Here is a 20,788-nt window from a genome sequence, read left to right on the forward strand (position 1 = left end):
GTATCACCGGGCCCCAAAGGAAAACTAACGATTGCACCGTTGCGGCACAAAGCGCAACGCAGCGTCACGAAAGCGCATGACCACCGTTACCGAACGTCTCGAACCGGATTCCGCGGGCCTGGACCGCGCCGCCGCCCTGCTCGCCCGGGGCGACTGCGTCGCCTTTCCGACCGAGACGGTCTATGGCCTCGGCGCCGATGCCCGCCAGTCTCGGGCGGTGGCGGCGATCTTCGCGGCCAAGGGGCGCCCGCAGTTCAACCCGCTGATCGTGCACGTGGCCGACCTGGCCGCGGCCGAGGCGATCGCCCATTTCGACGCCGATGCGCACGCCCTCGCGGATGCCTTCTGGCCCGGCCCGCTGACGCTGGTGCTGCCGCTGCGCGACGGCTCCGGCATTTCCGATCTCGTCACCGCCGGGTTGCGGACGGTCGGCATACGGGTGCCGGCGGGCGAGGTTGCGCAGAGCCTTCTGCGCAGCTTCGGCGGACCGGTCGCCGCCCCGTCGGCCAATCCATCGGGCAAGGTCAGCCCGACCACGGCCGATCATGTGCTCGAAGGGCTCGAGGGCCGGATCGCGGCGGTGCTCGACGGAGGCCCGGCCGATGTGGGCATCGAATCGACCATCATCGGCTGCTTCGACCATCCCCGCCTGCTGCGTCCCGGCGGGCTGCCCGCCGAGGCCATCGAAACCGCACTCGGCCGCCCGCTCGCCCATGCGCCGACCAGCGACAGCCCGAACGCCCCCGGCCAACTGCCCTCGCATTATGCGCCCGACGCGCCGATCCGGCTGAACGCCACCGAAGCGCGCCCCGGCGAGCGGCTGCTCGGCTTCGGCCCGGATGCCACGGACGCCGCGCTGAACCTCTCGCCCTCGGGCGACCTCGTGGAGGCCGCCGCCAACCTCTTCGCCTATCTGCGCCGGCTGGACGCCGGGGGCTCCGGACCGATCGCGGTCTCGCCGATCCCCGATCACGGCCTCGGCCGAGCAATCAACGACCGCCTCACCCGCGCCGCCGCACCGCGCGGCTGACCCCCCCTCTTCTTGGCCAAAATACCCAATGTGCGCCGCAACTGCCGGGCGCGTTCATCAGGGTTGAGCGGCGAAGGCCGGTGTCAGGCGCGGCCGGCGCTGGCGCTGAGCGTCAGCGGGTCGACTCCGAGCGTGGCAAGGGCCAGCTCCCATTTCTGGGCATTGTCACGGGAGAACACGATCTCGCGCGAGGCATCGCAGGTCAGCCAGCCATTCTGGGCGATCTCGCTCTCCAGCTGGCCCGGGGCCCAGCCGGAATAGCCAAGCGCCAGCAGCGCATCCCGGGGGCCGCGATGGCGCGCCATGTCCTCCAGGATCTCCAGCGTCGCGGTCATCGCGAAACGCTCGTCCACCCGCAACGTCGAATCGGCGATGTCATACTCGCCGGAATGCAGCACGAATCCCCGCCCGTGCTCCACCGGCCCGCCGATGTGGATCTGCGTAGGCAGGTCGGGATCGGCGACCTCGATCTTCAGCTGTTCGAGCAGATCGGCGAAATCGAGGTCCGGCGCCGGCTGGTTGATGATCAGCCCCATCGCCCCTTCCTCGGAATGGGCACAGATGAAGACCACCGACTTGTCGAAGCGGGGGTCGCCCATGCCCGGCATTGCGATCAGGAGCTTGCCTGAGAGATCCATCGTGAAATCGGTCATTACCCGAACAATGCGACGCCTGCCGGGTGCTTACAAGAGGCCGTAAAGCCACGCCCACGTTTCCGTCGCCACTATGTGATTTCCCATTTCACCGGCTCTGACTACTGTTGCCACCATGTTCACAACCCGCCCTGTTCCCGCCCTCGCCATCGCCGCGCTTTGTGCGCTGGCACCTGCCGCCGATGCAGCCGGCGAAGTTCCCGCCGATGTGGTGCGGGGCGAGGTCCTGAGTGGCTGGGTGACGGCTTCGGGCACCCGCATGTCGGCGCTCCGCCTGACGCTCGCGCCCGGCTGGAAGACCTACTGGCGCGCGCCGGGCGACACCGGCATCCCGCCAAATTTCTCCTGGGCCGGGTCGGACAATCTCAAGGCCGTGGTCTATCACTGGCCGAGCCCGGAGGTGTTCGATTCCTACGGGCTGCGCACCATCGGCTACAAGCACGAACTGATCCTCCCCATCGAGCTGCACCCCAGCGATCCCACCGCGCCGATCCGGCTTCGCGGCGCGATGGACCTCGGCGTCTGCGAGACGATCTGCGTACCGGCGCATCTGTCCTTCGAAGCCGAACTGTCGGGCAAGGGGGCCTCCGACATGGCGATTCACGCGGCGCTGGCCGAGCGCCCAGTCTCCGCGCAACGCGCCGGGGTGTCGGAGGTCGACTGCGACATCGCGCCGATCAGCGACGGGCTGAAGATCGAAGCCACGATCCGGATGCCGCGCCTGACGGGCGGGGAAGTGGCCGTGGTGGAGACCAACGATCCGCGGATCTGGGTCTCCGAGCCTCAGACAGAGCGCAATGGCGACGACCTGCGCGTGCTCGCGGAACTGGTGCCGCCCTCGGGCATGCCGGTGGCGCTCGACCGAAGCGCGTTGCGCTTCACCGTGATCGGCGCGCATTCCGCAGTCGACATCCGCGGCTGCACCACCCGCTGACCGCCTCTCGCGAGCCGGAAGACTGCGCCGTGCCGTCAGGCCGCCGGCTCGTTCTCCTGACCGAACCCGCCATCCGTCCGCGCTCCCCGCGTCCGCGTGAGGAGCAGTCCAAGCGCCCCCACGACGAAGACCGCCATCAGGATCGCGAAGGCACTCGCCGCGAAGAGGCCCAGCACCACGATCGGCCGCAGCTCCGGCAGTCCGAGCGCCCTGGCCAAGGGCGGCCAGATTTCACCCGTCAGCGCGACATGCCCCATGGTCATCGCAAACACGCCGGCCACCAGCAGCGCCGCGCAGATCGTCAGCCAGGAGATGGCGCGCGCCCTGCCCCGGTGCCGCAATGCCCGTCGCAGCGCATCCCACTGGCGGATCACGTCCTGCTGGATCGCCAGAAGCGACGGCACGATCAGCAACACCAGCACCACGCCGAAGCCGAGCCCGTAGACCATGGTGATCACCGTGGGTTTCAGGAACTGCGCCTGCCGCGAAGGCTCGTAGAGCAGCGGCGCGAGGCCGATCACGGTGGTCATCGTCGTCAGCAGCACCGGCCGCAGGCGGTCCGACGTGGCGTCCACGATCGCCGGGAACAGGCCCCGGTCGCGGGAATACTCGTCGACCGTCGTCACCAGCACGATGGAATCGTTGATGATGATGCCGGACATGCCGATCAGCCCGACCACGGTGAACATCGAGAGCGGCATGCCCCAGGACGCGTGACCGTAGATCGTGCCGATCAGCCCGAACGGGATGACCGCCATTATCAGCAGCGGCCGCGTCCAGCTTGAAAACACCCAGGCGAGGGTGATGTAGATGCCCATCAGGCAGAAACCAAAGCCGACCATGGCGTCGTTGAGGAAATCCTGCTCCTGCTCGGCAAGCCCGGACAGCCGGTAGGAAACGCCCATCTCCTCCTCGATCCGCGGCAGGATATCGGTGCGCAGGGTCTCCACGATCTGCTGCGCACGCGCCGGATCGTCCTCGGCAATGTCGCCGGTCACGCTGACCACCCGGATGCCGTTCTCGCGGCGGATGGTGGAGAAGCCGTCGCGCCGGCTGACCTCCACGATATCGGCCAGCGGCACGTAGGCGCCGCTCGGCGTCCGAAGCTGGGTGCGGCTCATGAAATCGGCGGTCAGCTCGCTCTCCGGCAGCTCGACCCGGATCTCGGCACTGCGCACGCCCATCGGGTAGGTCGCCGCCTCGATCCCGTTCAGCCGGTTGCGCAGCACCCGGCCCAGTTCGTCGATGGTGAAGCCCAAGGCGGCCCCCTGCGGCGTCAGGTCGAGGATCAGCTCCTCCTTGTCATAGGCAAGGTCGTCCTCCACCGCCGAGACCTCGCCGAACCGCGAGACCTCCCGCTTGAGCCGTTCCGCGGCGGCCTTCAACGTGTCGGCACTCGCGCCGAAGAACTGCACGTCGAGCGCATCGCCCCCCGGCCCCGACCGCCAGCCGCGGAAGCTGATCGTCTCCACCAGCGGATGCCGCTCGACGCGGTCCTGCAGGTCGCTGACGAACTGGAAGCTGGAATAGGGCCGCAGGTCCGGGTCGATCAGCTCCACCGCGATGGAGCCGAGCTGGTCGGGGTCCTTGCCATCCGTTCCCGACAGCCCGCGCCCGGTGTTGCCGCCGATCTCGGCCAGCGCGTAAGTCACCGGGTTGGTGCCATAGGTCTCGGCGTATTCCGCCCCGAGCTCGTCCACCGCAGCCTGGAAGGCGCGCATCTGTTCCAGCGAGTCCGCACGCGTCGCGCCCGGCGCCATGGCGAAGTTGCCGGAGACGGAGCCCTCTTCGGGGGCCGAGAAGAAACGCCACTGCACGTCGCCCCGCACCAAAAGCACCACCTGGCTCGACAGCAGCACGATCAGGCCCGCGATCACCGGGTAGCGGAACCGCAGGACCAGCGCGACGAAGGGGCGGAACAGGGTGTGACGAAACCAGCTGAAGCCGCGGTTCACCATGCGCGACGGCCAGTCGTACCAGGCATCCGCCTTGGCCGAGGCATGCAGCGAATGCGCGAGGTGGCTGGGCAGGATCAGGAAGCATTCGACCAGCGAGGCGATCAACACCACGATGACGGTAAAGGGAATGTCGGCGATGAGATCGCCGAACCGCCCCTCGATAGCGGTCAGCCCTGCAAAGGCGATGACGGTGGTGATGGTCGCGGAAAAGACCGGCGCCACCATCCGGCGCGCCGCGTTTTCCGAGGCGTTGACCGGATGCTCGCCGAGCCGCCGCACCCTGAAATCCGCGTGTTCGCCCACGACGATCGCATCGTCCACGATGATGCCGAGCGTGATCAGCAGTGCGAAGAGCGAGATCATGTTGAGCGTCAGCCCCGCCGCCCACATCAGCGCAATCGCCGTGAGCATGGCGACGGGGATACCAGCGGCAACCCAGAGCGCGGTGCGCGCGTTCAGGAACAGAAACAGCAGACCCACAACCAGAACGAGCCCCATCGCCGCGTTCTCGAGCAGCACGTTGAGACGGCTGGAGATGGACTCCGACCGGGTGCGGATCAGGTCTATGGTCACGCCCTCGGGCAGCCCCTCGAGCATCTCGGCCGCGACCCGCTCCACCGTTGCCTGAATCTCCAGCGCGTCGCCCTGGGTCGAGCGGTCCACCCGCACCGAGATCGCGGGATTGGGACCGACGAAATAGGTGCGGTTGCGGTCCACGCCCTCGACGCGGATCGTTGCCACATCGCCGATCGTCAGCCGCGAGCCGTCTGGATTGGAGCGCAGGGCGATGCCGGCAATTTCGTCGGCGGAGCGCTTTTCCGTGCCGGTCCGGACCCGCGCGTTGGCCCCTGCCACGTCGCCGGCGGGAGAGGCATCGACCTCGCCCGCGATAGCCTCTGCGATATCGGCCATCGTCACGTTGTTGCGAACCAGCGCGAGCGTCGGCACCTCGACGATCACCTGCGGCGCGGCCAGCCCGCGGATCGTGGTCCGGGTCACGCCTTCGGCGTAGAGCCGGGCAATGAACTCGTCGGTGAACCGGCCGAGCAGATCAACCCCGACCGGCCCCGCGATCACCACGTCCGAGACCCGGTCGCGCCATTCATCCCGATTCACCCGCGGATCGTCGGCGTCCTCGGGGAAGGTCGTTATGGAATCGACCGCCTGCTGCACGTCCTCTGTGGCACGGCCCATATCGTAGCCGGGCTCGAATTCCAGCCGGATCAGGGCGCTGCCCTCCCGCGCGCTCGAGGTGGAGGAACTGACGCCGTAAACGGCCAGCAAGGCCGGCTCAAGCGTTTCCACGATTGCGCGGTCGATGTCTTCCGCGCCGGCGCCGTCCCAGTTGACGTGAACGGTAACCGTATCGAGCACCACGTCCGGGAAGTACTGCGCCCGCATGCGCGGGAAAGCTGCCAGACCGGCGACGATCAGGACCACGAGAAGAAGGTTCGCCGCCGTTCCGTGGCGCGTGAAATACGACAACAGGCCGCGGTGCTGGGGAGCGGGAACCGTCTTGTCCATCTGTTCAGCCTCCCATCCGGCTTTCGATGCGTTCAACCATCTGCATCGGCACGCGTTCTTCGCGCAGTTGCGACAGGATCCGCTCCTTGGCCTCGGCGGGCATCCGGCCGTTGGCCTCCACCGCGGCGATCAGGGCCGCGCGCCGTTCCGGGGAGAGCGAGATCGTCTCGTCCTCCAGCTCCGGGCTGTCCGCGACCGCCTCGGTGCGCTCGGCGGTCAGATCGCGCACGCGGATGCCCGGGCCAAGCAGCGGGGTCCTTTCGGCCACGACCCGACGGCCCGCGATCCCCGCGGCGTCGATAATCACGTCGTCGCCCTGCCGGCGCAGCACGGATACCGGCAGCACTTCCAGGCGCGAAGCGTCAGTGATCGCGAGAACGGTGTTCGCCGCGTCAACGGCTGTCGCGGGGAGCAGCGCCACACCGGTCAGCTCCGGCTCCTCGACGTGGACCGAGACAAAATCCCCGGGACGGAAGCCGGCGAAACGGTCCAGCCCGGCAAAGAGCTGGCGGCCGGTCTGGCCCTCCCCCACCGAGGCATCGACCCGCGAGATGCGGCCCGCCGCCTCCAGATCCAGCCCGAGCACGTCGAGCGTGACGCGCACCGGCGCGTCGATCAGTCGGCCGGACTCGTCGAGCAGCCGGGCGTATTGCGTCGTAGACAGGCGAAAGGCGACCTCGAGCGCCTCCGGGTCGATCAGCGTGGCGAGCCGCTCGTTCTGCGTCACCAGCCCGCCCTCGACCACAGTCACATCGGCCAGCGTGCCGGTAAAGGCGGCGCGCACCTCGGTGTCGGCGAGGTCGCGCTGCGCCTCGTCGAGCGAGATGCGGGCCCGCGCGAGATTGTTGCCCGCGTTGTCGAGACGGTTCTCCGCCGCCGCCTCGGCCATCCGGCGGCTCACCACCGCCTGGTTCGCGCTCGCCTCGGCCAGCGCCGCGGTCTCGATGGCCGCCTCGGTGCCGACGCCGCGCGTGGCAAGGTCCTGCTGGCGCTTTAGTGCCTGGGTGCGCAGATCGGCCTGGGCCTGCGCGGCGACCAGTTCGTCGCGCACGAGCTGCAGGTTGCGCTCGGCGTCGCGGAGCTCCGCCTCTGCCTCGGCCAACCCGGTTCGGGCAACGGCCAGTGCCGCCTCGGCCTCGGTCGGGTCGATCCTTGCGAGCAGTTCGCCAGCCTGGACCAGCCCGCCCGCTTCCATGCTTTCGGCCATCTCGACAATCCGACCCGCGGCGCCGGCGCGGATCTCCAGCGTGCGGCGGCTCTGGATCTCGCCGAAGGCCACCATCACCGGAACCACGTCCGTTGGCATGATCTCGACCGAATTGACTGCGAGCACCCGCTCGCTCGCGGGGGTGCGGTTCACCTCGCGATTGATGCGTTCTTGGACGGCCTCGTAGAACATCCGCCCGCCGTAGGCGAGCAGGCCGAACGTCAGGGACAGCAGAAAGATCCCCATAAGGGACCTGCGAAGAAACTGCATCAGGGTGCCCTTCTCGAAATATGCCGCGGCCCTCAAGAGCCTAAGCCGAAAGTCGGAAACGGCAAAGCCACATGGGTGTTACGGGCGACGGGCGCTTTTCCGTCACCGTCGTATTTCACATTTCCGCTACTTCCTGCGCCGATGCTCGTCCAGCCGGGGCAGGATCTCGACGAAGTTGCAGGGCATGTGGCGATAGTCGAGCTGCGCCGCGAGGATCTCGTCCCAGGCGTCCTTGCAGGCCCCGGGGCTGCCGGGCAGCGCGAAAAGGTAGGTGCCGCGGGCGACGCCGCCGGTGGCGCGGGACTGCACCGCCGAGGTTCCGATCTTCTGCATCGAGACGATGGTGAAAACGGTCCCGAATGCCTCGATCTCCTTTTCATAGACGTCCCGATGCGCCTCGACCGTCACGTCGCGGCCGGTCAGCCCGGTGCCGCCGGTCGAGATCACGACGTCGATCCCGGGATCGTCGCACCAGGCGTTGAGCTGCGCGGCGATCTCGGCGCGTTCGTCGCGCAGGATCTTGCGGTCCGCCACGACGTGCCCGGCCGCCTCGATCCGGCCCACCAGCACCGCACCGGAACGGTCCTCCTCGAGGCCGCGGCTGTCGGAGACGGTCAGCACGGCGATTCGGACCGGGATGAAATCCTTGGTCTCGTCGATACGGCTCATTCAGGGTCCTTTCATCCGAGGCTGCGCAGGCGGGCGGACAATTCCAGCATGTCGGTCCAGGCCTCCCGCTTGGCGGAAGGGTTGCGCAGCAGGTAGGCGGGGTGGAACATCGGCAGCGCCGGCAGGCCGAGCGTTTCGGCCCAGGTGCCGCGCAGCCGGGTGATGCCGCGCCGGCCCAGCATGGTCTGGCAGGAGATATTGCCCATCAGCACCAGCAGGTCGGGTTTGGCCAGCGCGACATGGCGCTCCACAAAGGGTTTCATCATCGCGATCTCCTCCGGCTTGGGATCGCGGTTCTGCGGCGGCCGCCAGGGCAGGATGTTGGTGATGTAGAAGGCGCCGTCCGGTTCCGGCGCTGTGCGCGACAGGCCGATTGCCCCGAACATCCGGTCGAGCAACTGCCCCGCACGGCCGACGAAGGGCTTACCCTGCATGTCCTCGTCGCGGCCCGGCGCCTCGCCGATGATCATCACCCGCGCCTCCGGGCGTCCGTCCGAAAAGACGAGGCTGCGCGCGCCCTTCTTGAGCTCGCAATGATCGTAGGCGGCAATCGCCTCCTGCAGTTCTTCAAGGGTGCCTGCGGCATCGGCCGCCCTGCGGGCATCGCCGATCGGGTCGACCTGGACCACCTGCACCGGCAGCGGCGCGGCCTTGGGCATGGAGATGCTGGACGCGGGTGCCGCTGCGGCAGCGGCCTCGCGGCGCCGCTCCGCCTCGGCCTCGGCCTGCGCATAGCGATCGAGCGGTTCTTCCGAGATGCAGTAATCCGCGCCCAACTCGACCTGGAAATCGAGGGCGGCAAGCATCGCGTGATAGGACATGTCCTGGGCCATGCAACCTTGCTAGCCGATCCCCGCAGAGTCGGAAAGCCGCCGCGACATCAGCAGCAGCCCGCGCCGTTGCCCACCCCCGCACCTCTGCTATAAACGCGCCAGACCACCCGGAGGGCCCCATGACTTTTCGCGCCAGACATCTTTTGGGGATCGAGCCGCTGCACCCGGTCGAGATCACGACGCTTCTGGACCTCGCGAACGATTACGTGGGCCTCAACCGCGCCGCGGTGAAGCACTCGGACGCGCTCGCCGGGCTCACGCAGATCAACATGTTCTTCGAGAACTCCACCCGCACCCAGGCGAGCTTCGAGCTGGCCGGCAAGCGGCTCGGGGCCGACGTGATGAACATGTCGATGCAGGCCAGCTCGATCAAGAAGGGCGAGACGCTGATCGACACGGCGCTCACGCTGAATGCGATGCACCCCGACCTGCTGGTGGTGCGCCATCCGCATTCCGGTGCCGTGGACCTGCTGGCGCAGAAGGTGAACTGCGCCGTCCTGAATGCCGGCGACGGGCGCCACGAGCACCCCACGCAGGCGCTGCTCGACGCGCTGACGATCCGGCGGGCCAAGGGAAGGCTGCACCGGCTCACCATCGCCATCTGCGGCGACATCGCCCACAGCCGGGTGGCGCGCTCCAACATCCTGCTGCTCGGCAAGATGGAGAACCGCGTGCGGCTGGTCGGCCCGCCGACGCTGATCCCCGCGGGCGCCGAAGACTGGGGCGTCGAAGTCTATGGCGACATGGCCGAGGGCCTGACGGATTGCGACGTGGTGATGATGCTGCGGCTGCAGAAGGAGCGGATGGACGGCGGCTTCATCCCGTCGGAGCGCGAATACTTCCACCGATTCGGGCTGGACGCCGCCAAGCTGGCGCATGCTAAGGACGATGCCATCGTCATGCATCCCGGCCCGATGAACCGCGGGGTGGAGATCGACGGCACGATCGCGGACGACATCAACCGCTCGGTGATCCAGGAGCAGGTCGAGATGGGCGTGGCGGTGCGCATGGCCGCGATGGATCTGCTGGCGCTCAACCTCCGGGAGGCGCGCGCCAATGGCTGAGTCAGAGACAACAGCGGAGGCCATCCTTGCCAGCTGGCACGCCGACAGAGCGACCTACATCCGAGGGCATGTCACGGTGGCAGCGCTCCTGTCCGTGGCCTCGGTCGCCGCGCTCATGGCGATGGGCAATTCCGACCCGTGGGTCGGACCCGTGGGCGTCGTGCTGGCGCTGCTGGTCCGCGGTTTCTACCTCGCCTCCGAGGAGCTGGCGGTGCGGTGGGACCTCACGCCGGCGCGGCTCACCAGCAGCTTCGGCAAGTCCATTTCCCTCGCAGACATCGTCAAGGTTCGGCGGCTCGGAACCGCGGTGCAGGTGGTGACGAGGGGCGGCGACAAGCATCTGATGAAGCACCTGCCCGACCCCGACGAAGCACGGGCACGGATCGCCGCAGCCGCGGGCGCGGAAACGGCATGACGGAAGCCGCTGGCGACCCCGTGCCCACCGGCTGGGAGGGCATCCTGCACCCGGGCGAGCGGATCCTCTGGCAGGGGCGGCCTTCTGGGGAGGTTACCTTTGCCGGTCTTGATCCGCGGCGCACGATCTTCGGCATCGCCTTTCTCTGCGTTGCGCTGATCTGGACGTCGAAGGCGCTGAGCCTGGGCGCGGGCGCACCCTTGCCAATGCGCCTCGTCGCGCCGCTCGCGGGGGCGTTCTTCGTGTTCCAGGGCGCCTGGCTCGCCGGCGGCGAACGTCTGTGGCAGGCCTATGCCCGGCGGCGCAGCTGGTACACGCTGACCAGCCGGAGGGCGCTGATCGCGACCGAACTCTTCGGAAAACGTGCCCTGCAGGACTGGCCGATCACGCCGCGGACCGTGATCGATCTGGTCGAAGGCCCGCCGGCGAGCGTGCTGTTCGCCGACAGCGGCCGTCGCTTCGCCGGGGGCCGGCGCATCGGGTTCGAAATGATAGAGGACGGGCGCGAGGTGTTGAGCCTCATGCGCCAGGTCCAGAGGGGAGCCTCATGACTGAACTGGTACTGACCAACGCACGGCTGATCGACCCGGAGGCCGGCACCGAAACCCTCGGCACGCTGACGATCCGCGACGGGAAGATCGAAACGATCACCGCCGGCCGGACGGACGCGCCGGGGGCGGTGGATTGCGGCGGCAAGTACCTTGCGCCGGGGATCGTCGATCTTGGCGTGAAGGTCTGCGAGCCCGGCGAGCGCCACAAGGAGAGTTTCCGCTCGGCCGGGCGCGCCGCGGCGGCGGGTGGGGTCACCACCATGGTCACCCGCGCCGACACGCTGCCCTCGATCGACACGCCGGAGACGCTCGAATTCGTCACCCGCCGTGCCGCGCAGGACAGCCTCGTGCGCATCGCGCCGATGGCCGCCCTGACCAAGGAACGCGCCGGGCGCGAGATGGTGGAGATCGGCTTCCTGCTCGATGCCGGGGCGGTGGCCTTTTCCGATGGCGACGCGGTGACGACGGATACCAAGGTGCTCTCCCGCGCCTTCACCTATGCTCGGTCGCTCGGCGCGCTGGTGATCGCCCACCCGCAGGAGCCGGGGCTGTCGAAGGGTGCGGCGGTGACCTCGGGCAAGTTCGCCTCGCTCCGCGGGCTGCCGGCGGTCTCGCCGATGGCAGAGCGGATGGGGCTCGACCGGGACATTGCGCTGGTCGAGATGACGGGCGTGCGCTACCACGCCGACCAGATCACCACACGGCGCGCCCTGCCCGCATTGGAGCGGGCCAAGGCCAACGGGTTCGACATCACCGCCGGCACCTCGATCCACCACCTGACGCTGAACCAGCTCGACGTGGGTGACTACCGGACCTTCTTCAAGATCAAGCCGCCGCTGCGGTCGGAGACCGACCGGCTGGCGGTGGTGGAGGCGGTGGCCTCGGGGGTGATCGACACGATCTCCTCCTTCCACACACCGCAGGACGAGGAAAGCAAGCGGCTGCCCTTCGAGGAGGCGGCCTCCGGCGCGGTCGGCCTGGAGACCTTCCTGCCGGCGGCGATGCGGCTCTATCATGCCGATCTTTTGAGCCTGCCGCAGATCTTCCGGGCGATCTCGCTCAACCCGGCGAAGCGGCTGGGCCTGCCCTGCGGGCGGCTGGCGGCGGGAGCGCCGGCTGATCTGGTGCTTTTCGATCCCGACGCCCCTTTCGTACTGGACCGGTTCCGGCTGCGCTCGAAATCCAAGAACACGCCTTTCGACGGGCACCGCATGGAAGGCAAGGTTCTGGGAACCTGGGTCGGCGGCGTGGAGGTCTTCGGCGGAGAGGAATGACGCCGGGGCGCTCCCGCGCCCTCGTCCGGCGCTTGCGCGCCGGCTCGGGGTTGGGCCGGGCCGCCCTTCGGGCGGCAGCCTGTGGCCGGTCTGGCGCAATGCCAATGCGGCTGAGGCGGCGGGCGCCGCGCGCATGGACTTGGATGCCTCCGGTGGGGATATTTGAAGACAGAAGAAGACAGGAGTTGCCATGCCACCGTTCGAATCCGGCGGCCTCGCGCTGATCGCCACCGCGCTGCTTGCCTATCTGCTCGGCTCGGTCCCGTTCGGGATCGTGATGGCGCGGCTGTTCGGGCTGGGAGACCTGCGGGCGATCGGCTCGGGCAATATCGGCGCGACCAACGTGCTCAGGACGGGCAACAAGCTCGCAGCCTTACTCACCTTGGTGTTCGACGCCGCCAAGGGCGGTGTTGCCGTCCTGATCGCGCGGGCGCTTGTGGGCGAGGACGCGGCACAGGTGGCGGGGCTCTTCGCGTTTCTCGGCCATCTTTACCCGGTCTGGCTGGGGTTTCGCGGCGGCAAGGGCGTCGCGACCTTCCTCGGGGTGCTGCTGGCGCTCGACTGGCGCGTCGGGCTCGCCTGTTGTGCGACCTGGCTCCTGGTGGCCGTCGTGACCCGCTATTCCTCGCTCTCGGCCCTGGTGGCGGCGGCGCTTTCGGTGGTCTGGATGCTGGTGTTCGGGCAGGCGCAAATGGTCGTGCTGGCCCTGCTTCTGGGGTCGCTGGTCTATGTGCGGCATGCCGAGAACATCCGCCGGCTGCGGCGTGGAGAGGAATCGCGCATCGGGGGCTGACAGGACGGCGGCCTGTGGCTAGCCTTAGGGCGTTGCAGTCACCCGGAGAGTCCCGATGAAATTCCAGGACGCGGTTCGCACATGTCTCAACAAGTACGCAGTTTTCAGCGGGCGGGCGCGGCGCCCGGAGTACTGGTGGTTCGCCCTGTTCAATCTGATCGGATCGGTCGTGACCCAGTCGCTCGACCGCATGGTCTTTGGCCCCGACATGGGCGTCTTGGGCGCGCTCTGGGGGCTGGCCCTGCTGGTGCCGTCGATCGCGGTGGGCGTGCGACGGCTGCATGACCTCGACAAATCGGGATGGTGGCTGCTGATCGCCCTGATCCCGATCCTGGGGACGCTGTTGCTGATCTACTGGTTCATCCAGCCCGGCACGCGGGGGCCAAACCAGTATGGCCCGGAGCCGCGCGTCGTCGTGTAGTTGGGAGCGCCGGCCCAAGACCGGCGCCCCGCACGTTCAGTAGGAATACTCGGCGAAGACCCGGTTCAGATCGCCATCCCAATCGCCGTGGAAATGCTCCAGCAACTCGTCGGCCGGCACGCGGCCGGTTTCGACGCTTTCCTGCAGGGCGTTTAGGAAATGGGTTTCGTCGGGCACCAGCCCACCCGCGCCCGGGATCGCGCGGGCCTTCAGGCCGGACATGGCGATCGCCACCGACTCGCGGGCGAGGTCCTGCAGGCGCACGCCGTTGCTTTCGCCCTGCAAGCCATGGATAGAGGCGGCCACGCGCAGACCCTCGCGGGTCTCGGTATCGAAGCCCTTCACCAGATCCCAGGCGGCGTCCATCGCGCCCTGGTCGTAGAGCAGGCCGACCCAGAACGCGGGCAGCGCGCAGAGCCGCCGCCAGGGGCCGCCATCGGCGCCGCGCATTTCCATGTATTTCTTGATCCGCGCCTCGGGGAATAGCGTCGTCAGATGATCGGCCCAGTCCGACAGCGTGGGCGTCTCGCCGGGCAGCGCGGGAAGCTCGCCCTTCAGGAAATCCCGGAAAGACTGGCCGAGCGCGTTGACGTACTTCCCATCTCGGTAGACGAAATACATCGGCACATCGAGCGCGTAATCGACCCATTGCTCGAAGCCGAACCCCTCCTCGAAGACGAAGGGCAGCATCCCGGTTCGCGCGTCATCGAGGTTGCGCCAGATGCGCGAGCGCCAGGATTTGTGGCCGTTGGGCTTGCCCTCGAGGAACGGCGAGTTGGCGAAGAGCGCGGTGGCGACCGGCTGCAGCGCGAGCGCGACCCGAAGCTTCTCGACCATGTCGGCCTCGGAGGCGAAGTCGAGGTTCACCTGCACGGTGCAGGTGCGGTACATCATCTGCTTGCCCAGCTCGCCGACGCTGTCCATGTAATCGGTCATCAGCCGATAGCGCCCCTTGGGCATCTGGGGCATCTGCGCGTGGGTCCAGGTGGGCGCCGCACCGAGGCCGATGAAGCCGGCGCCGATCTCGTCGGCCACCGTCTTCACCTCGCGCAGGTGCTCGTTCACCTCGTCGCAGGTCTCGTGGATCGACTTCAGAGGCGCGCCGGAGAGCTCCAGCTGCCCACCGGGTTCGAGGCTGATGTTGGCCCCGTTCAGTTCCAGACCAATGATATTGCCCTGCTCGAGGATCGGCTCCCAGCCGTAGCGGTCGCGCAGCCCGTCCAGCATCGCCTTGATAGAACGCGGACCGTCGTAGGGCAGCGGAAGAAGGGTGTCCCGACAATAACCGAACTTCTCATGCTCGGTGCCGATCCGCCATTGGTCCTTGGGCTTGCAGCCGCTTTCGAGGTATTCGACGAGTTGTTCGTAACGTTCGATCGGGCCGCCGCCGGACTGGGGGATGGACATCGGGTAGGGTCTCCGGACTAACGCGCAGTCCGGTTTAGGTGCGCCGCGTGGACGGACAAGTCAAGGGGCGCCGAGCGAAGCGAGGCGCCGCGCCGGTCGACGCGCGCCAGCGCAGCGAAACCCGCCCGGATGGGCGGGCGTCAGTCCGTCAGGAGTTCCTGCGCCGGGCCGGAGCGCGTCCAGATGCGCCGGGCCTGTGTCGCCTCGCCCTCCAGTGCCGACATCAGGGCGGCATTCTCGATACCGGGCAGCACGGCAAATTGATCGTAAAGCGTCTCGGCCCCGGCCGCGGCCAGCGGCACCAGAAGCGCGTGGCCGTCGGCCTGGCGCAGCATCCAGCAGCGGCGGCCGCCCGCGACATCCAGTATCGAAAGCTCGACCAGTTCCGACAGGTCGACCGCCCCGCCGGTCACCGGCCCCATGTAGAAGATCCGGCCCTCGTCGACCTTGACCACGCCCGGCGCGTCGACCTCGAGCCGGAACCGCGCCCGCCGCCATGCCAGCACCGCGAGCGCCAACGAGGCCAGGGTGACGATCCCGCCAAGCACGAACATCGCCGGGCCGCCGAGCCGGGCCAGCCAGATTCCTGCGAGCGTGCCAGCCAGTGCAGCCAGCACCTCGCGCCAGCGGGCGGCGGCGCGCGCAAGTTCGGGACGGATGAAGCTCATGCCGCGGCGCAGATCGTCTGCGACTGCTCGAAAATGAGCAGCGTGAAGCGGCCGATGCGGTCGAAGCCGATCGCCTCGTAGGCCCGCGAGGCCGCCGGACCGGAGGCAAAGAGCATGGCCCGCTCCACACCCGCCGCGCGGGCCCGTTCGAGATGCAGCGCCACTGCTCGTCGGGCATGGCCCTGCCCGCGCTTCTCGTCCGGTGTGAAGACGTTCCCGATCTGCACCATGTCGGGCAGGATCGCATTGAACGAGGTCATCGCGCAGGGCGTGCCGCTGGTGTCCTGCAACAGCATCAATGCGCCGCGCTCCATCATGCCGTCGATATCGCCGGGCGCGGTCTCGATCGCCTCCTCTGGCGAGAAATGGATCGTCTCGACGAGGTATTCCTCGCGCCAGTTGATCAGCAGATCGCGGTCGGACGGCAGCGCGCGGCGGAGCCTGGTCTCGCCGGGCGGCACCCAGAGGTGATCGAGATCGAGCGAATAGAGCGGCTCGTCGTCGTCGAGCTTGGCCCGCGCGGCGCCGAGCGCCAGCGCCTGCTGCACCGCGCGGGCCTGGTCGCTGGCCCCGAGGATGCCCTTGATCTCCGCGCCGCAGAGGACGCGCCGCAACTCGAGGGGCTCGGCGCCGCCGGGGAGCTGCACGAGGACGAAACCCGCCGTGCTGATCCCCAACACGCCGCAGAGCGCTCCACCGGCCTCCGACTGAAGCCACATCCGCGTGGCGTGCGGCGCCTTGCCGCCGCAGGGGCCAAAGGCGCGCAGGTTGGACCGCAGGAACATCGAGGTGTCGGATCGCGCACGCAGGAAAGTGTCGATCGAAGCGGTGTCAGAGAGGGTCGCGGGACGGAATTCCATCACCAGTCTCCCAGGTGGCTCTGCCACAGCGTCATCGCCGCGACAGCGGCAGTATCCGCTCTCAGGATACGCGGCCCGAGGCTCACGGCAACCGCCTGCGGCATGGCACGTAGCCGCACCCGCTCGGCTTCCGAAAAGCCGCCCTCCGGCCCGATCAGGATCGCCCAGGGGCCGGGCGCGCCGGCCAGCGCCTCGCCGGCACCTACCAGCGTCTCGTCGCAGAACATCAGCCGGCGCTCCTCCGGCCAGTCCGCCAGCACCCGGTCGAGCCGGGCAAGCTCGGCGACCTCCGGCACGAAGGTTCCGCCGCATTGCTCGGCCGCCTCGACGGCGTGCGCCTGCAGGCGGTCGCGGCGGATTCGCTCGGAATTGGTGAACTCGGTCTGCACCGGGCAGATCCGCGCCGCGCCCATCTCGGCGGCCTTCTCCACGATGAAGTCGGTGCGCGCCTTCTTGATCGGCGCGAACATCAGCCACAGGTCCGGCGGCGTCTGAAGCGGCCTCGTCTGTTCGGCGCAGAGCAGCGTTCCGCCGCGCTTGCCGGCCTCGCCCACCTCGGCCCGGAATTCGCCCGAACGGCCGTCGAAGAGCAGGACCTCGTCCCCCACGCCGAGCCGCATCACGCCAAACAGGTAATGCGCCTGCTCCCGCGTCAGTGAAACGCCTTCCCCCTGACGGAGGCTTTGTTCTACATACAGACGGACCTTAGCCATCGACCCTGTTCCCAATTTCCGGGCGGACCATATGACCGACTTGCCAAAGACGCCAGAGAGCACCCCCGAAACCTCCCCAGCCCCGGTTCCGGGCGCGGTCTCGGATGCCGTCGCCGGCAACTGGGTCGACGGCGTTTCGCCACCGGTGCTGCGCCCCTACCTGCGCCTGTCGCGGGCCGACCGTCCGGTGGGGTTCTGGACGCTGATCATCCCGAGCTGGTGGGGGCTGCTGGCCGCCGCCGCGGCCACGGGCTGGCGGGCCGTCGACTGGTGGATCGCCATCGCGGTCGTGCTCGGCGCGGTGCTGATGCGCGGCGCGGGCTGCACCTGGAACGACATCACCGACCGCGAGATCGACGCGCGGGTGGAACGCACAAAGTCGCGCCCCCTGCCCTCCGGCCAGGTGACCGTGAAGAACGCGATGATCTGGATGGGCATCCAGCTTCTGCTGGCCTTCCTGATCCTGCTCACCTTCAACGCCACCGCGATCTGGATCGGCATCGCCTCGCTCGGCCTCGTGGCGCTCTACCCGTTCGGCAAGCGCTTCACCTGGTGGCCGCAGCTGATTCTCGGCCTGAACCTGAACTGGGGTGTGCTGGTCGCCTGGGCGGCCCATACCGGCGAGATCAGCCTCGCGCCGCTGTTCCTGTTCTTCGGCGGTGTCTTCTGGACGCTCTACTACGACACGATCTACGCCCACCAGGACATCGAGGACGACACGCTGATCGGCGTGAAATCCACCGCGCGGCTGTTCGGCGACGAGACGCCCGGCTGGCTGCGGCTGTTCATGATGAGCACGGTGCTGATGATGACCGTCGGCGTGATCCTGGCCTTCGCCCCGGTGGGCAATCCGCTGGCGCTCGCCATCGCGCTGGTCGGGGCCTGGGGGATGGGTCTGCACATGACCTGGCAGACCGCCCGGCTCGACATCTCCGACCCCGCGTCGTGCCTCTCGACCTTCCGGGCGCTCACGCAGACCGGGATGATCCTGGTCGCGGCGTTCCTGCTGTCGCTCCTCGTCTGACGCCCGGACGATCTCACGCGGTCGTGAATCGGCGGCTCCCCGCCTGTCTGGCGGGGGTCGCGGCGATTGATCCCAATGCCTTGGCCCACTAAGACAACCGGACAGGGAATGAGGAAGAAGTGAACGCATGCGCCTGGGTCCGAAGATCATCTCCGCCGTCTCGCTCTTCCTTGCAGCCATCGGATGCTGGGTCGTCGCCACCCTCGCGGCGAACACGATCGAGACCCGGTCCGGGGATGCGGTCCGCATCGCGCTGATCGAGGCCGGCCACGAATGGGCCGATGTCAACACCGACGGCCTGCAGGTTCACATCGGCGGCATCGCCCCGACCGAGGCGCAGCGCTTCAACGCGCTGCACATCGCCGGCACCATGGTCGAGGCGACCCGGATCGTGGACGGCACCACCGTGACCCCAACCGAGCCGCTGGCCCCCCCGAAGTTCTCCATCGAGATCATGCGCAACGACGAGGGCGTGACCCTGATCGGCCTCGTCCCCGACAGCTTCGACCGCGAGGCGACGGTCAAGACCATCACCGAGATGGCCAGCGGCGCCCAGGTCACGGACCTTCTGGAGGTCGCCAGCTACCCCGAGCCGCGCGGCTGGGACGCGTCGGTGCAATACGGGCTGACCGCGCTGTCGCGGCTGCCGCGCTCGAAGGTCTCGATCTCGTCCGGCAGGGTCACGATCGACGCGATCGCCGATTCCGAGGCACAGAAGCAATCCTTCGAGACCCTCATCAACCGGCGGGTTCCCTCCAGCGTCGATGTCCGCGTCAACATCACGGCGCCCCGGCCGGTGGTGACCCCGTTCACCCTGCGTTTTCTGATCGACGACGGCCAGCCGCGGTTCGATGCCTGCTCGGTCGACACCGAGCGCAACCAGGGTCGCATTCTGCAGGCGGCCGCCGAGGCCGGACTGACCGAGGGCCTGGACTGCACGCTGGCGCTCGGCGTGCCGAGCCCGGACTGGACCAACGCGACGATCCTCGGCATCAAGGCTGTCTCCGAACTGGGCGGCGGCTCGATCACCTATGCCGACGCCGATGTCACGCTGATCGCACCGGAAGAGACGCCACAGGCGGTATTCGACCGGATCGTCGGCGAGCTGGAATCCAACCTTCCGGACGTCTTTTCGCTGCATTCCGTCCTGCCGGAGCCCGCCACGCCGGAGGATGACGAGGCAGAGGCCGCTCCGCCGGAATTCTCGGCCACCCGCAGCCCCGAGGGCCAGGTGCAGCTGCGCGGCCGGCTCAACAACCCCCTCGTGCGCAACACCGTGGAGAGCTACGCCAAGGCGCGGTTCGGCGTCGGCACCGTCTACACCGCCACCCGAATCGATGACGGGCTGCCGGAGGAATGGCCGGTGCGCGTGCTGGCAGGGCTCGAGGCACTCACCGAGCTGGAACACGGTTCGGTCACCGTCACCGCCGATTTCGTCGATGTGCGCGGCACCTCCGGCAACGCCGACAGCCAGGCCGCCGTCGCCCGGACGCTGGAAGAGAAGCTCGGCAACTCGCAGAAATACACGATCGACGTCACCTATGACGAATCTCTCGATCCGGTGGTTGAACTGCCGACGCCCGAGGAATGCATTGCCCGCGTGATCGCCGTACAGGCGCAGGAGAAGATCTCCTTCGAGCCCGGCTCGACCGAGGTGGCTGGCTCCGCGATCCGCCTGATCTCCCAGATCGCGGACATCCTGAAATCCTGCCGCGACGTGGAGATGGAGATCGAGATCGCCGGCCATACCGACAGCCAGGGCCGCGAGGAGATGAACCTCGACCTGTCCCAGGCACGGGCCGACTCGGTGCTGCAGGCGCTGATCGCCCGGCGGGTGCTGACCTCCGGCATCACCGCCCGTGGCTATGGCGAAAGCGAACCGATCGCCGACAACGACACCGAAGAAGGCCGCGAGGCCAACCGCCGGATCGAGTTCCGGCTGGTGACCGAGGACGAGGACAGCGCCGAGGCGGAGGAAGGCTCCGACGAGGCCGGCGAAGACGCGGAGCAGCCTGAAGAGGGCGCCGAGACGGACGACACGGCAAGCGCCGACGGCGAGGCGGACGCGCCCGAGCCCGAAGGCGAGGCCGAGGAGCTCGACGCCACCTCGGGCGCCGCTCCCGCGAGCAACGAAGAAGCAGACGACCAGCCGGCCGACGACAGCGGCGACGGCGGCACGGAGGATACCCAGTGAACCGTTCCGAATTCATCATCGCCACCGCCGCGGTCCTGTTCGTCGCCTTCCTGCTCGGCTGGTTCGCCTCCTGGCTGATCCACCGGGTGACCCGGGTGACCCAGTCCGAGATGGGCGAGTTGGACCGCATGGCGCAGGAGCTGCACGACGCGGAAGAGACCCGCGACCAGGCGATCACCTACCTGCAGCAGCGCGAGGCGGAGCTGTCGAACCAGCTGACCCAGACCGAGGCGGAGCTGCAGGCGGCGATGGAAGGGCTGCGCGATGCGCGTCGCGAGGCCGAGGAACTGCGCTCCGAGGTGGACCGGCTCGGCGGCGAGGCATAA

20 protein-coding genes are annotated in these 20,788 nt (G+C 68.3%); 11 read left to right on the top strand and 9 right to left on the bottom strand.

Annotated features, from left to right (window positions below; all coding sequences use genetic code 11):
• Positions 1-76: 76 nt before the first annotated feature.
• Entirely contained in the window at positions 77-1,030 is a 954-nt protein-coding gene (locus ACFQ2S_RS18970) for an L-threonylcarbamoyladenylate synthase (protein WP_386076898.1), read from the top strand.
• Positions 1,031-1,113: 83 nt separating this feature from the next.
• Here the strand turns inward: ACFQ2S_RS18970 and ACFQ2S_RS18975 are convergent, their stop codons facing one another.
• Entirely contained in the window at positions 1,114-1,683 is a 570-nt protein-coding gene (locus ACFQ2S_RS18975; RefSeq protein WP_089230596.1) for a YqgE/AlgH family protein, read from the bottom strand.
• Positions 1,684-1,798: 115 nt separating this feature from the next.
• On the opposite strand from ACFQ2S_RS18975, the gene ACFQ2S_RS18980 reads away from it, so the two are divergent.
• Positions 1,799-2,617 carry a protein-disulfide reductase DsbD domain-containing protein gene (locus ACFQ2S_RS18980; protein WP_386076900.1) on the top strand — a complete coding sequence of 273 codons (819 nt, stop codon included), beginning with the start codon at positions 1,799-1,801 and terminating at the stop codon, positions 2,615-2,617.
• A gap of 35 nt (positions 2,618-2,652) precedes the next feature.
• On the opposite strand, the gene ACFQ2S_RS18985 is transcribed toward ACFQ2S_RS18980, so the two are convergent.
• From ACFQ2S_RS18985 to ACFQ2S_RS19000, 4 genes are all read right to left on the bottom strand, one after another.
• Positions 2,653-6,099 carry an efflux RND transporter permease subunit gene (locus tag ACFQ2S_RS18985; RefSeq protein WP_386076902.1) on the bottom strand — a complete coding sequence of 1,149 codons (3,447 nt, stop codon included), beginning with the start codon at positions 6,097-6,099 and terminating at the stop codon, positions 2,653-2,655.
• A gap of 4 nt (positions 6,100-6,103) precedes the next feature.
• Positions 6,104-7,576, bottom strand: coding sequence for an efflux RND transporter periplasmic adaptor subunit (locus tag ACFQ2S_RS18990; RefSeq protein WP_386076904.1), 1,473 nt, complete (start codon positions 7,574-7,576; stop codon positions 6,104-6,106).
• A gap of 126 nt (positions 7,577-7,702) precedes the next feature.
• On the bottom strand, positions 7,703-8,245 hold the full coding sequence (gene moaB, locus ACFQ2S_RS18995; protein WP_386076906.1) for a molybdenum cofactor biosynthesis protein B: 543 nt from the start codon (positions 8,243-8,245) through the stop codon (positions 7,703-7,705).
• Between the two features lie 11 nt (positions 8,246-8,256).
• Positions 8,257-9,078 carry a uracil-DNA glycosylase gene (locus tag ACFQ2S_RS19000; RefSeq protein WP_386076908.1) on the bottom strand — a complete coding sequence of 274 codons (822 nt, stop codon included), beginning with the start codon at positions 9,076-9,078 and terminating at the stop codon, positions 8,257-8,259.
• A 119-nt stretch (positions 9,079-9,197) separates the two neighbouring features.
• Between ACFQ2S_RS19000 and ACFQ2S_RS19005 the strand changes: the two genes are divergently transcribed.
• The 6 genes from ACFQ2S_RS19005 (at position 9,198) to ACFQ2S_RS19030 (ending at position 13,596) form a co-directional block, all read left to right on the top strand.
• Positions 9,198-10,142 carry an aspartate carbamoyltransferase catalytic subunit gene (locus ACFQ2S_RS19005; RefSeq protein ID WP_386076910.1) on the top strand — a complete coding sequence of 315 codons (945 nt, stop codon included), beginning with the start codon at positions 9,198-9,200 and terminating at the stop codon, positions 10,140-10,142.
• Complete coding sequence (locus ACFQ2S_RS19010) at positions 10,135-10,557, top strand: hypothetical protein (RefSeq protein ID WP_386076912.1); 423 nt, start codon at positions 10,135-10,137, stop codon at positions 10,555-10,557. Before ACFQ2S_RS19005 ends, ACFQ2S_RS19010 begins: the two co-directional genes overlap by 8 nt.
• Complete coding sequence (locus ACFQ2S_RS19015) at positions 10,554-11,108, top strand: aspartate carbamoyltransferase catalytic subunit (RefSeq protein WP_386076914.1); 555 nt, start codon at positions 10,554-10,556, stop codon at positions 11,106-11,108. Before ACFQ2S_RS19010 ends, ACFQ2S_RS19015 begins: the two co-directional genes overlap by 4 nt.
• Positions 11,105-12,382 (top strand): dihydroorotase, encoded by a 1,278-nt coding sequence (gene pyrC, locus ACFQ2S_RS19020; protein WP_386076915.1) that lies wholly within the window; start codon positions 11,105-11,107, stop codon positions 12,380-12,382. The genes ACFQ2S_RS19015 and pyrC overlap by 4 nt, the downstream gene beginning before the upstream one ends.
• 190 nt (positions 12,383-12,572) lie before the next feature.
• Positions 12,573-13,175: a glycerol-3-phosphate 1-O-acyltransferase PlsY gene (gene plsY / locus ACFQ2S_RS19025; protein ID WP_386076917.1), complete on the top strand. Its 603-nt coding sequence runs from the start codon at positions 12,573-12,575 to the stop codon at positions 13,173-13,175.
• Positions 13,176-13,230: 55 nt separating this feature from the next.
• The gene (locus tag ACFQ2S_RS19030; RefSeq protein WP_386076918.1) at positions 13,231-13,596 is read left to right on the top strand and encodes a DUF805 domain-containing protein; all 366 of its coding nucleotides are present in this window, start codon (positions 13,231-13,233) and stop codon (positions 13,594-13,596) included.
• A gap of 36 nt (positions 13,597-13,632) precedes the next feature.
• Here the strand turns inward: ACFQ2S_RS19030 and ACFQ2S_RS19035 are convergent, their stop codons facing one another.
• The 4 genes from ACFQ2S_RS19035 to ACFQ2S_RS19050 all read right to left on the bottom strand — a co-directional run bounded on the left by ACFQ2S_RS19035 (position 13,633) and on the right by ACFQ2S_RS19050 (position 17,244).
• A complete protein-coding gene (locus tag ACFQ2S_RS19035) occupies positions 13,633-15,003 on the bottom strand; it encodes a glutamate--cysteine ligase (RefSeq protein WP_386076919.1) in 1,371 nt (456 codons plus the stop codon).
• Between the two features lie 140 nt (positions 15,004-15,143).
• On the bottom strand, positions 15,144-15,671 hold the full coding sequence (locus ACFQ2S_RS19040) for a hypothetical protein (protein ID WP_386076921.1): 528 nt from the start codon (positions 15,669-15,671) through the stop codon (positions 15,144-15,146).
• A complete protein-coding gene (locus tag ACFQ2S_RS19045; protein WP_386076923.1) occupies positions 15,668-16,531 on the bottom strand; it encodes a GNAT family N-acetyltransferase in 864 nt (287 codons plus the stop codon). The genes ACFQ2S_RS19040 and ACFQ2S_RS19045 overlap by 4 nt, the downstream gene beginning before the upstream one ends.
• Positions 16,531-17,244, bottom strand: a complete 714-nt coding sequence (locus ACFQ2S_RS19050; protein ID WP_386076925.1) for a 16S rRNA (uracil(1498)-N(3))-methyltransferase — start codon at positions 17,242-17,244, stop codon at positions 16,531-16,533. Before ACFQ2S_RS19050 ends, ACFQ2S_RS19045 begins: the two co-directional genes overlap by 1 nt.
• Before the next feature lie 31 nt (positions 17,245-17,275).
• Here ACFQ2S_RS19050 and ubiA point away from each other — a divergent pair, with 31 nt between their 5' ends.
• The 3 genes from ubiA to ACFQ2S_RS19065 all read left to right on the top strand — a co-directional run bounded on the left by ubiA (position 17,276) and on the right by ACFQ2S_RS19065 (position 20,788).
• A complete protein-coding gene (gene ubiA, locus ACFQ2S_RS19055; protein WP_386076927.1) occupies positions 17,276-18,268 on the top strand; it encodes a 4-hydroxybenzoate octaprenyltransferase in 993 nt (330 codons plus the stop codon).
• 127 nt (positions 18,269-18,395) lie between these two features.
• Positions 18,396-20,462, top strand: coding sequence for an OmpA family protein (locus ACFQ2S_RS19060; RefSeq protein ID WP_386076929.1), 2,067 nt, complete (start codon positions 18,396-18,398; stop codon positions 20,460-20,462).
• On the top strand, positions 20,459-20,788 hold the full coding sequence (locus ACFQ2S_RS19065; RefSeq protein WP_386076930.1) for a hypothetical protein: 330 nt from the start codon (positions 20,459-20,461) through the stop codon (positions 20,786-20,788). The genes ACFQ2S_RS19060 and ACFQ2S_RS19065 overlap by 4 nt, the downstream gene beginning before the upstream one ends.

This window comes from Tropicimonas aquimaris, assembly GCF_042676185.1.
Taxonomy (GTDB): Bacteria; Pseudomonadota; Alphaproteobacteria; order Rhodobacterales; family Rhodobacteraceae; genus Tropicimonas; species Tropicimonas aquimaris.

What these genes read in the sequence shown, in the direction of transcription:
- pyrC (WP_386076915.1), top strand. Translation starts at nt 11,105, where the DNA reads ATGACTGAACTGGTACTGACCAACGCACGGCTGATCGACCCGGAGGCC.
- moaB (WP_386076906.1), bottom strand. Translation starts at nt 8,245, where the DNA reads ATGAGCCGTATCGACGAGACCAAGGATTTCATCCCGGTCCGAATCGCC.
- plsY (WP_386076917.1), top strand. Translation starts at nt 12,573, where the DNA reads ATGCCACCGTTCGAATCCGGCGGCCTCGCGCTGATCGCCACCGCGCTG.
- ACFQ2S_RS18975 (WP_089230596.1), bottom strand. Translation starts at nt 1,683, where the DNA reads ATGACCGATTTCACGATGGATCTCTCAGGCAAGCTCCTGATCGCAATG.
- ACFQ2S_RS19030 (WP_386076918.1), top strand. Translation starts at nt 13,231, where the DNA reads ATGAAATTCCAGGACGCGGTTCGCACATGTCTCAACAAGTACGCAGTT.
- ACFQ2S_RS19005 (WP_386076910.1), top strand. Translation starts at nt 9,198, where the DNA reads ATGACTTTTCGCGCCAGACATCTTTTGGGGATCGAGCCGCTGCACCCG.
- ACFQ2S_RS18990 (WP_386076904.1), bottom strand. Translation starts at nt 7,576, where the DNA reads ATGCAGTTTCTTCGCAGGTCCCTTATGGGGATCTTTCTGCTGTCCCTG.
- ubiA (WP_386076927.1), top strand. Translation starts at nt 17,276, where the DNA reads ATGACCGACTTGCCAAAGACGCCAGAGAGCACCCCCGAAACCTCCCCA.
- ACFQ2S_RS18970 (WP_386076898.1), top strand. Translation starts at nt 77, where the DNA reads ATGACCACCGTTACCGAACGTCTCGAACCGGATTCCGCGGGCCTGGAC.
- ACFQ2S_RS18980 (WP_386076900.1), top strand. Translation starts at nt 1,799, where the DNA reads ATGTTCACAACCCGCCCTGTTCCCGCCCTCGCCATCGCCGCGCTTTGT.
- ACFQ2S_RS19010 (WP_386076912.1), top strand. Translation starts at nt 10,135, where the DNA reads ATGGCTGAGTCAGAGACAACAGCGGAGGCCATCCTTGCCAGCTGGCAC.
- ACFQ2S_RS19040 (WP_386076921.1), bottom strand. Translation starts at nt 15,671, where the DNA reads ATGAGCTTCATCCGTCCCGAACTTGCGCGCGCCGCCGCCCGCTGGCGC.
- ACFQ2S_RS19000 (WP_386076908.1), bottom strand. Translation starts at nt 9,078, where the DNA reads ATGGCCCAGGACATGTCCTATCACGCGATGCTTGCCGCCCTCGATTTC.
- ACFQ2S_RS18985 (WP_386076902.1), bottom strand. Translation starts at nt 6,099, where the DNA reads ATGGACAAGACGGTTCCCGCTCCCCAGCACCGCGGCCTGTTGTCGTAT.
- ACFQ2S_RS19045 (WP_386076923.1), bottom strand. Translation starts at nt 16,531, where the DNA reads ATGGAATTCCGTCCCGCGACCCTCTCTGACACCGCTTCGATCGACACT.
- ACFQ2S_RS19050 (WP_386076925.1), bottom strand. Translation starts at nt 17,244, where the DNA reads ATGGCTAAGGTCCGTCTGTATGTAGAACAAAGCCTCCGTCAGGGGGAA.
- ACFQ2S_RS19015 (WP_386076914.1), top strand. Translation starts at nt 10,554, where the DNA reads ATGACGGAAGCCGCTGGCGACCCCGTGCCCACCGGCTGGGAGGGCATC.
- ACFQ2S_RS19060 (WP_386076929.1), top strand. Translation starts at nt 18,396, where the DNA reads ATGCGCCTGGGTCCGAAGATCATCTCCGCCGTCTCGCTCTTCCTTGCA.
- ACFQ2S_RS19035 (WP_386076919.1), bottom strand. Translation starts at nt 15,003, where the DNA reads ATGTCCATCCCCCAGTCCGGCGGCGGCCCGATCGAACGTTACGAACAA.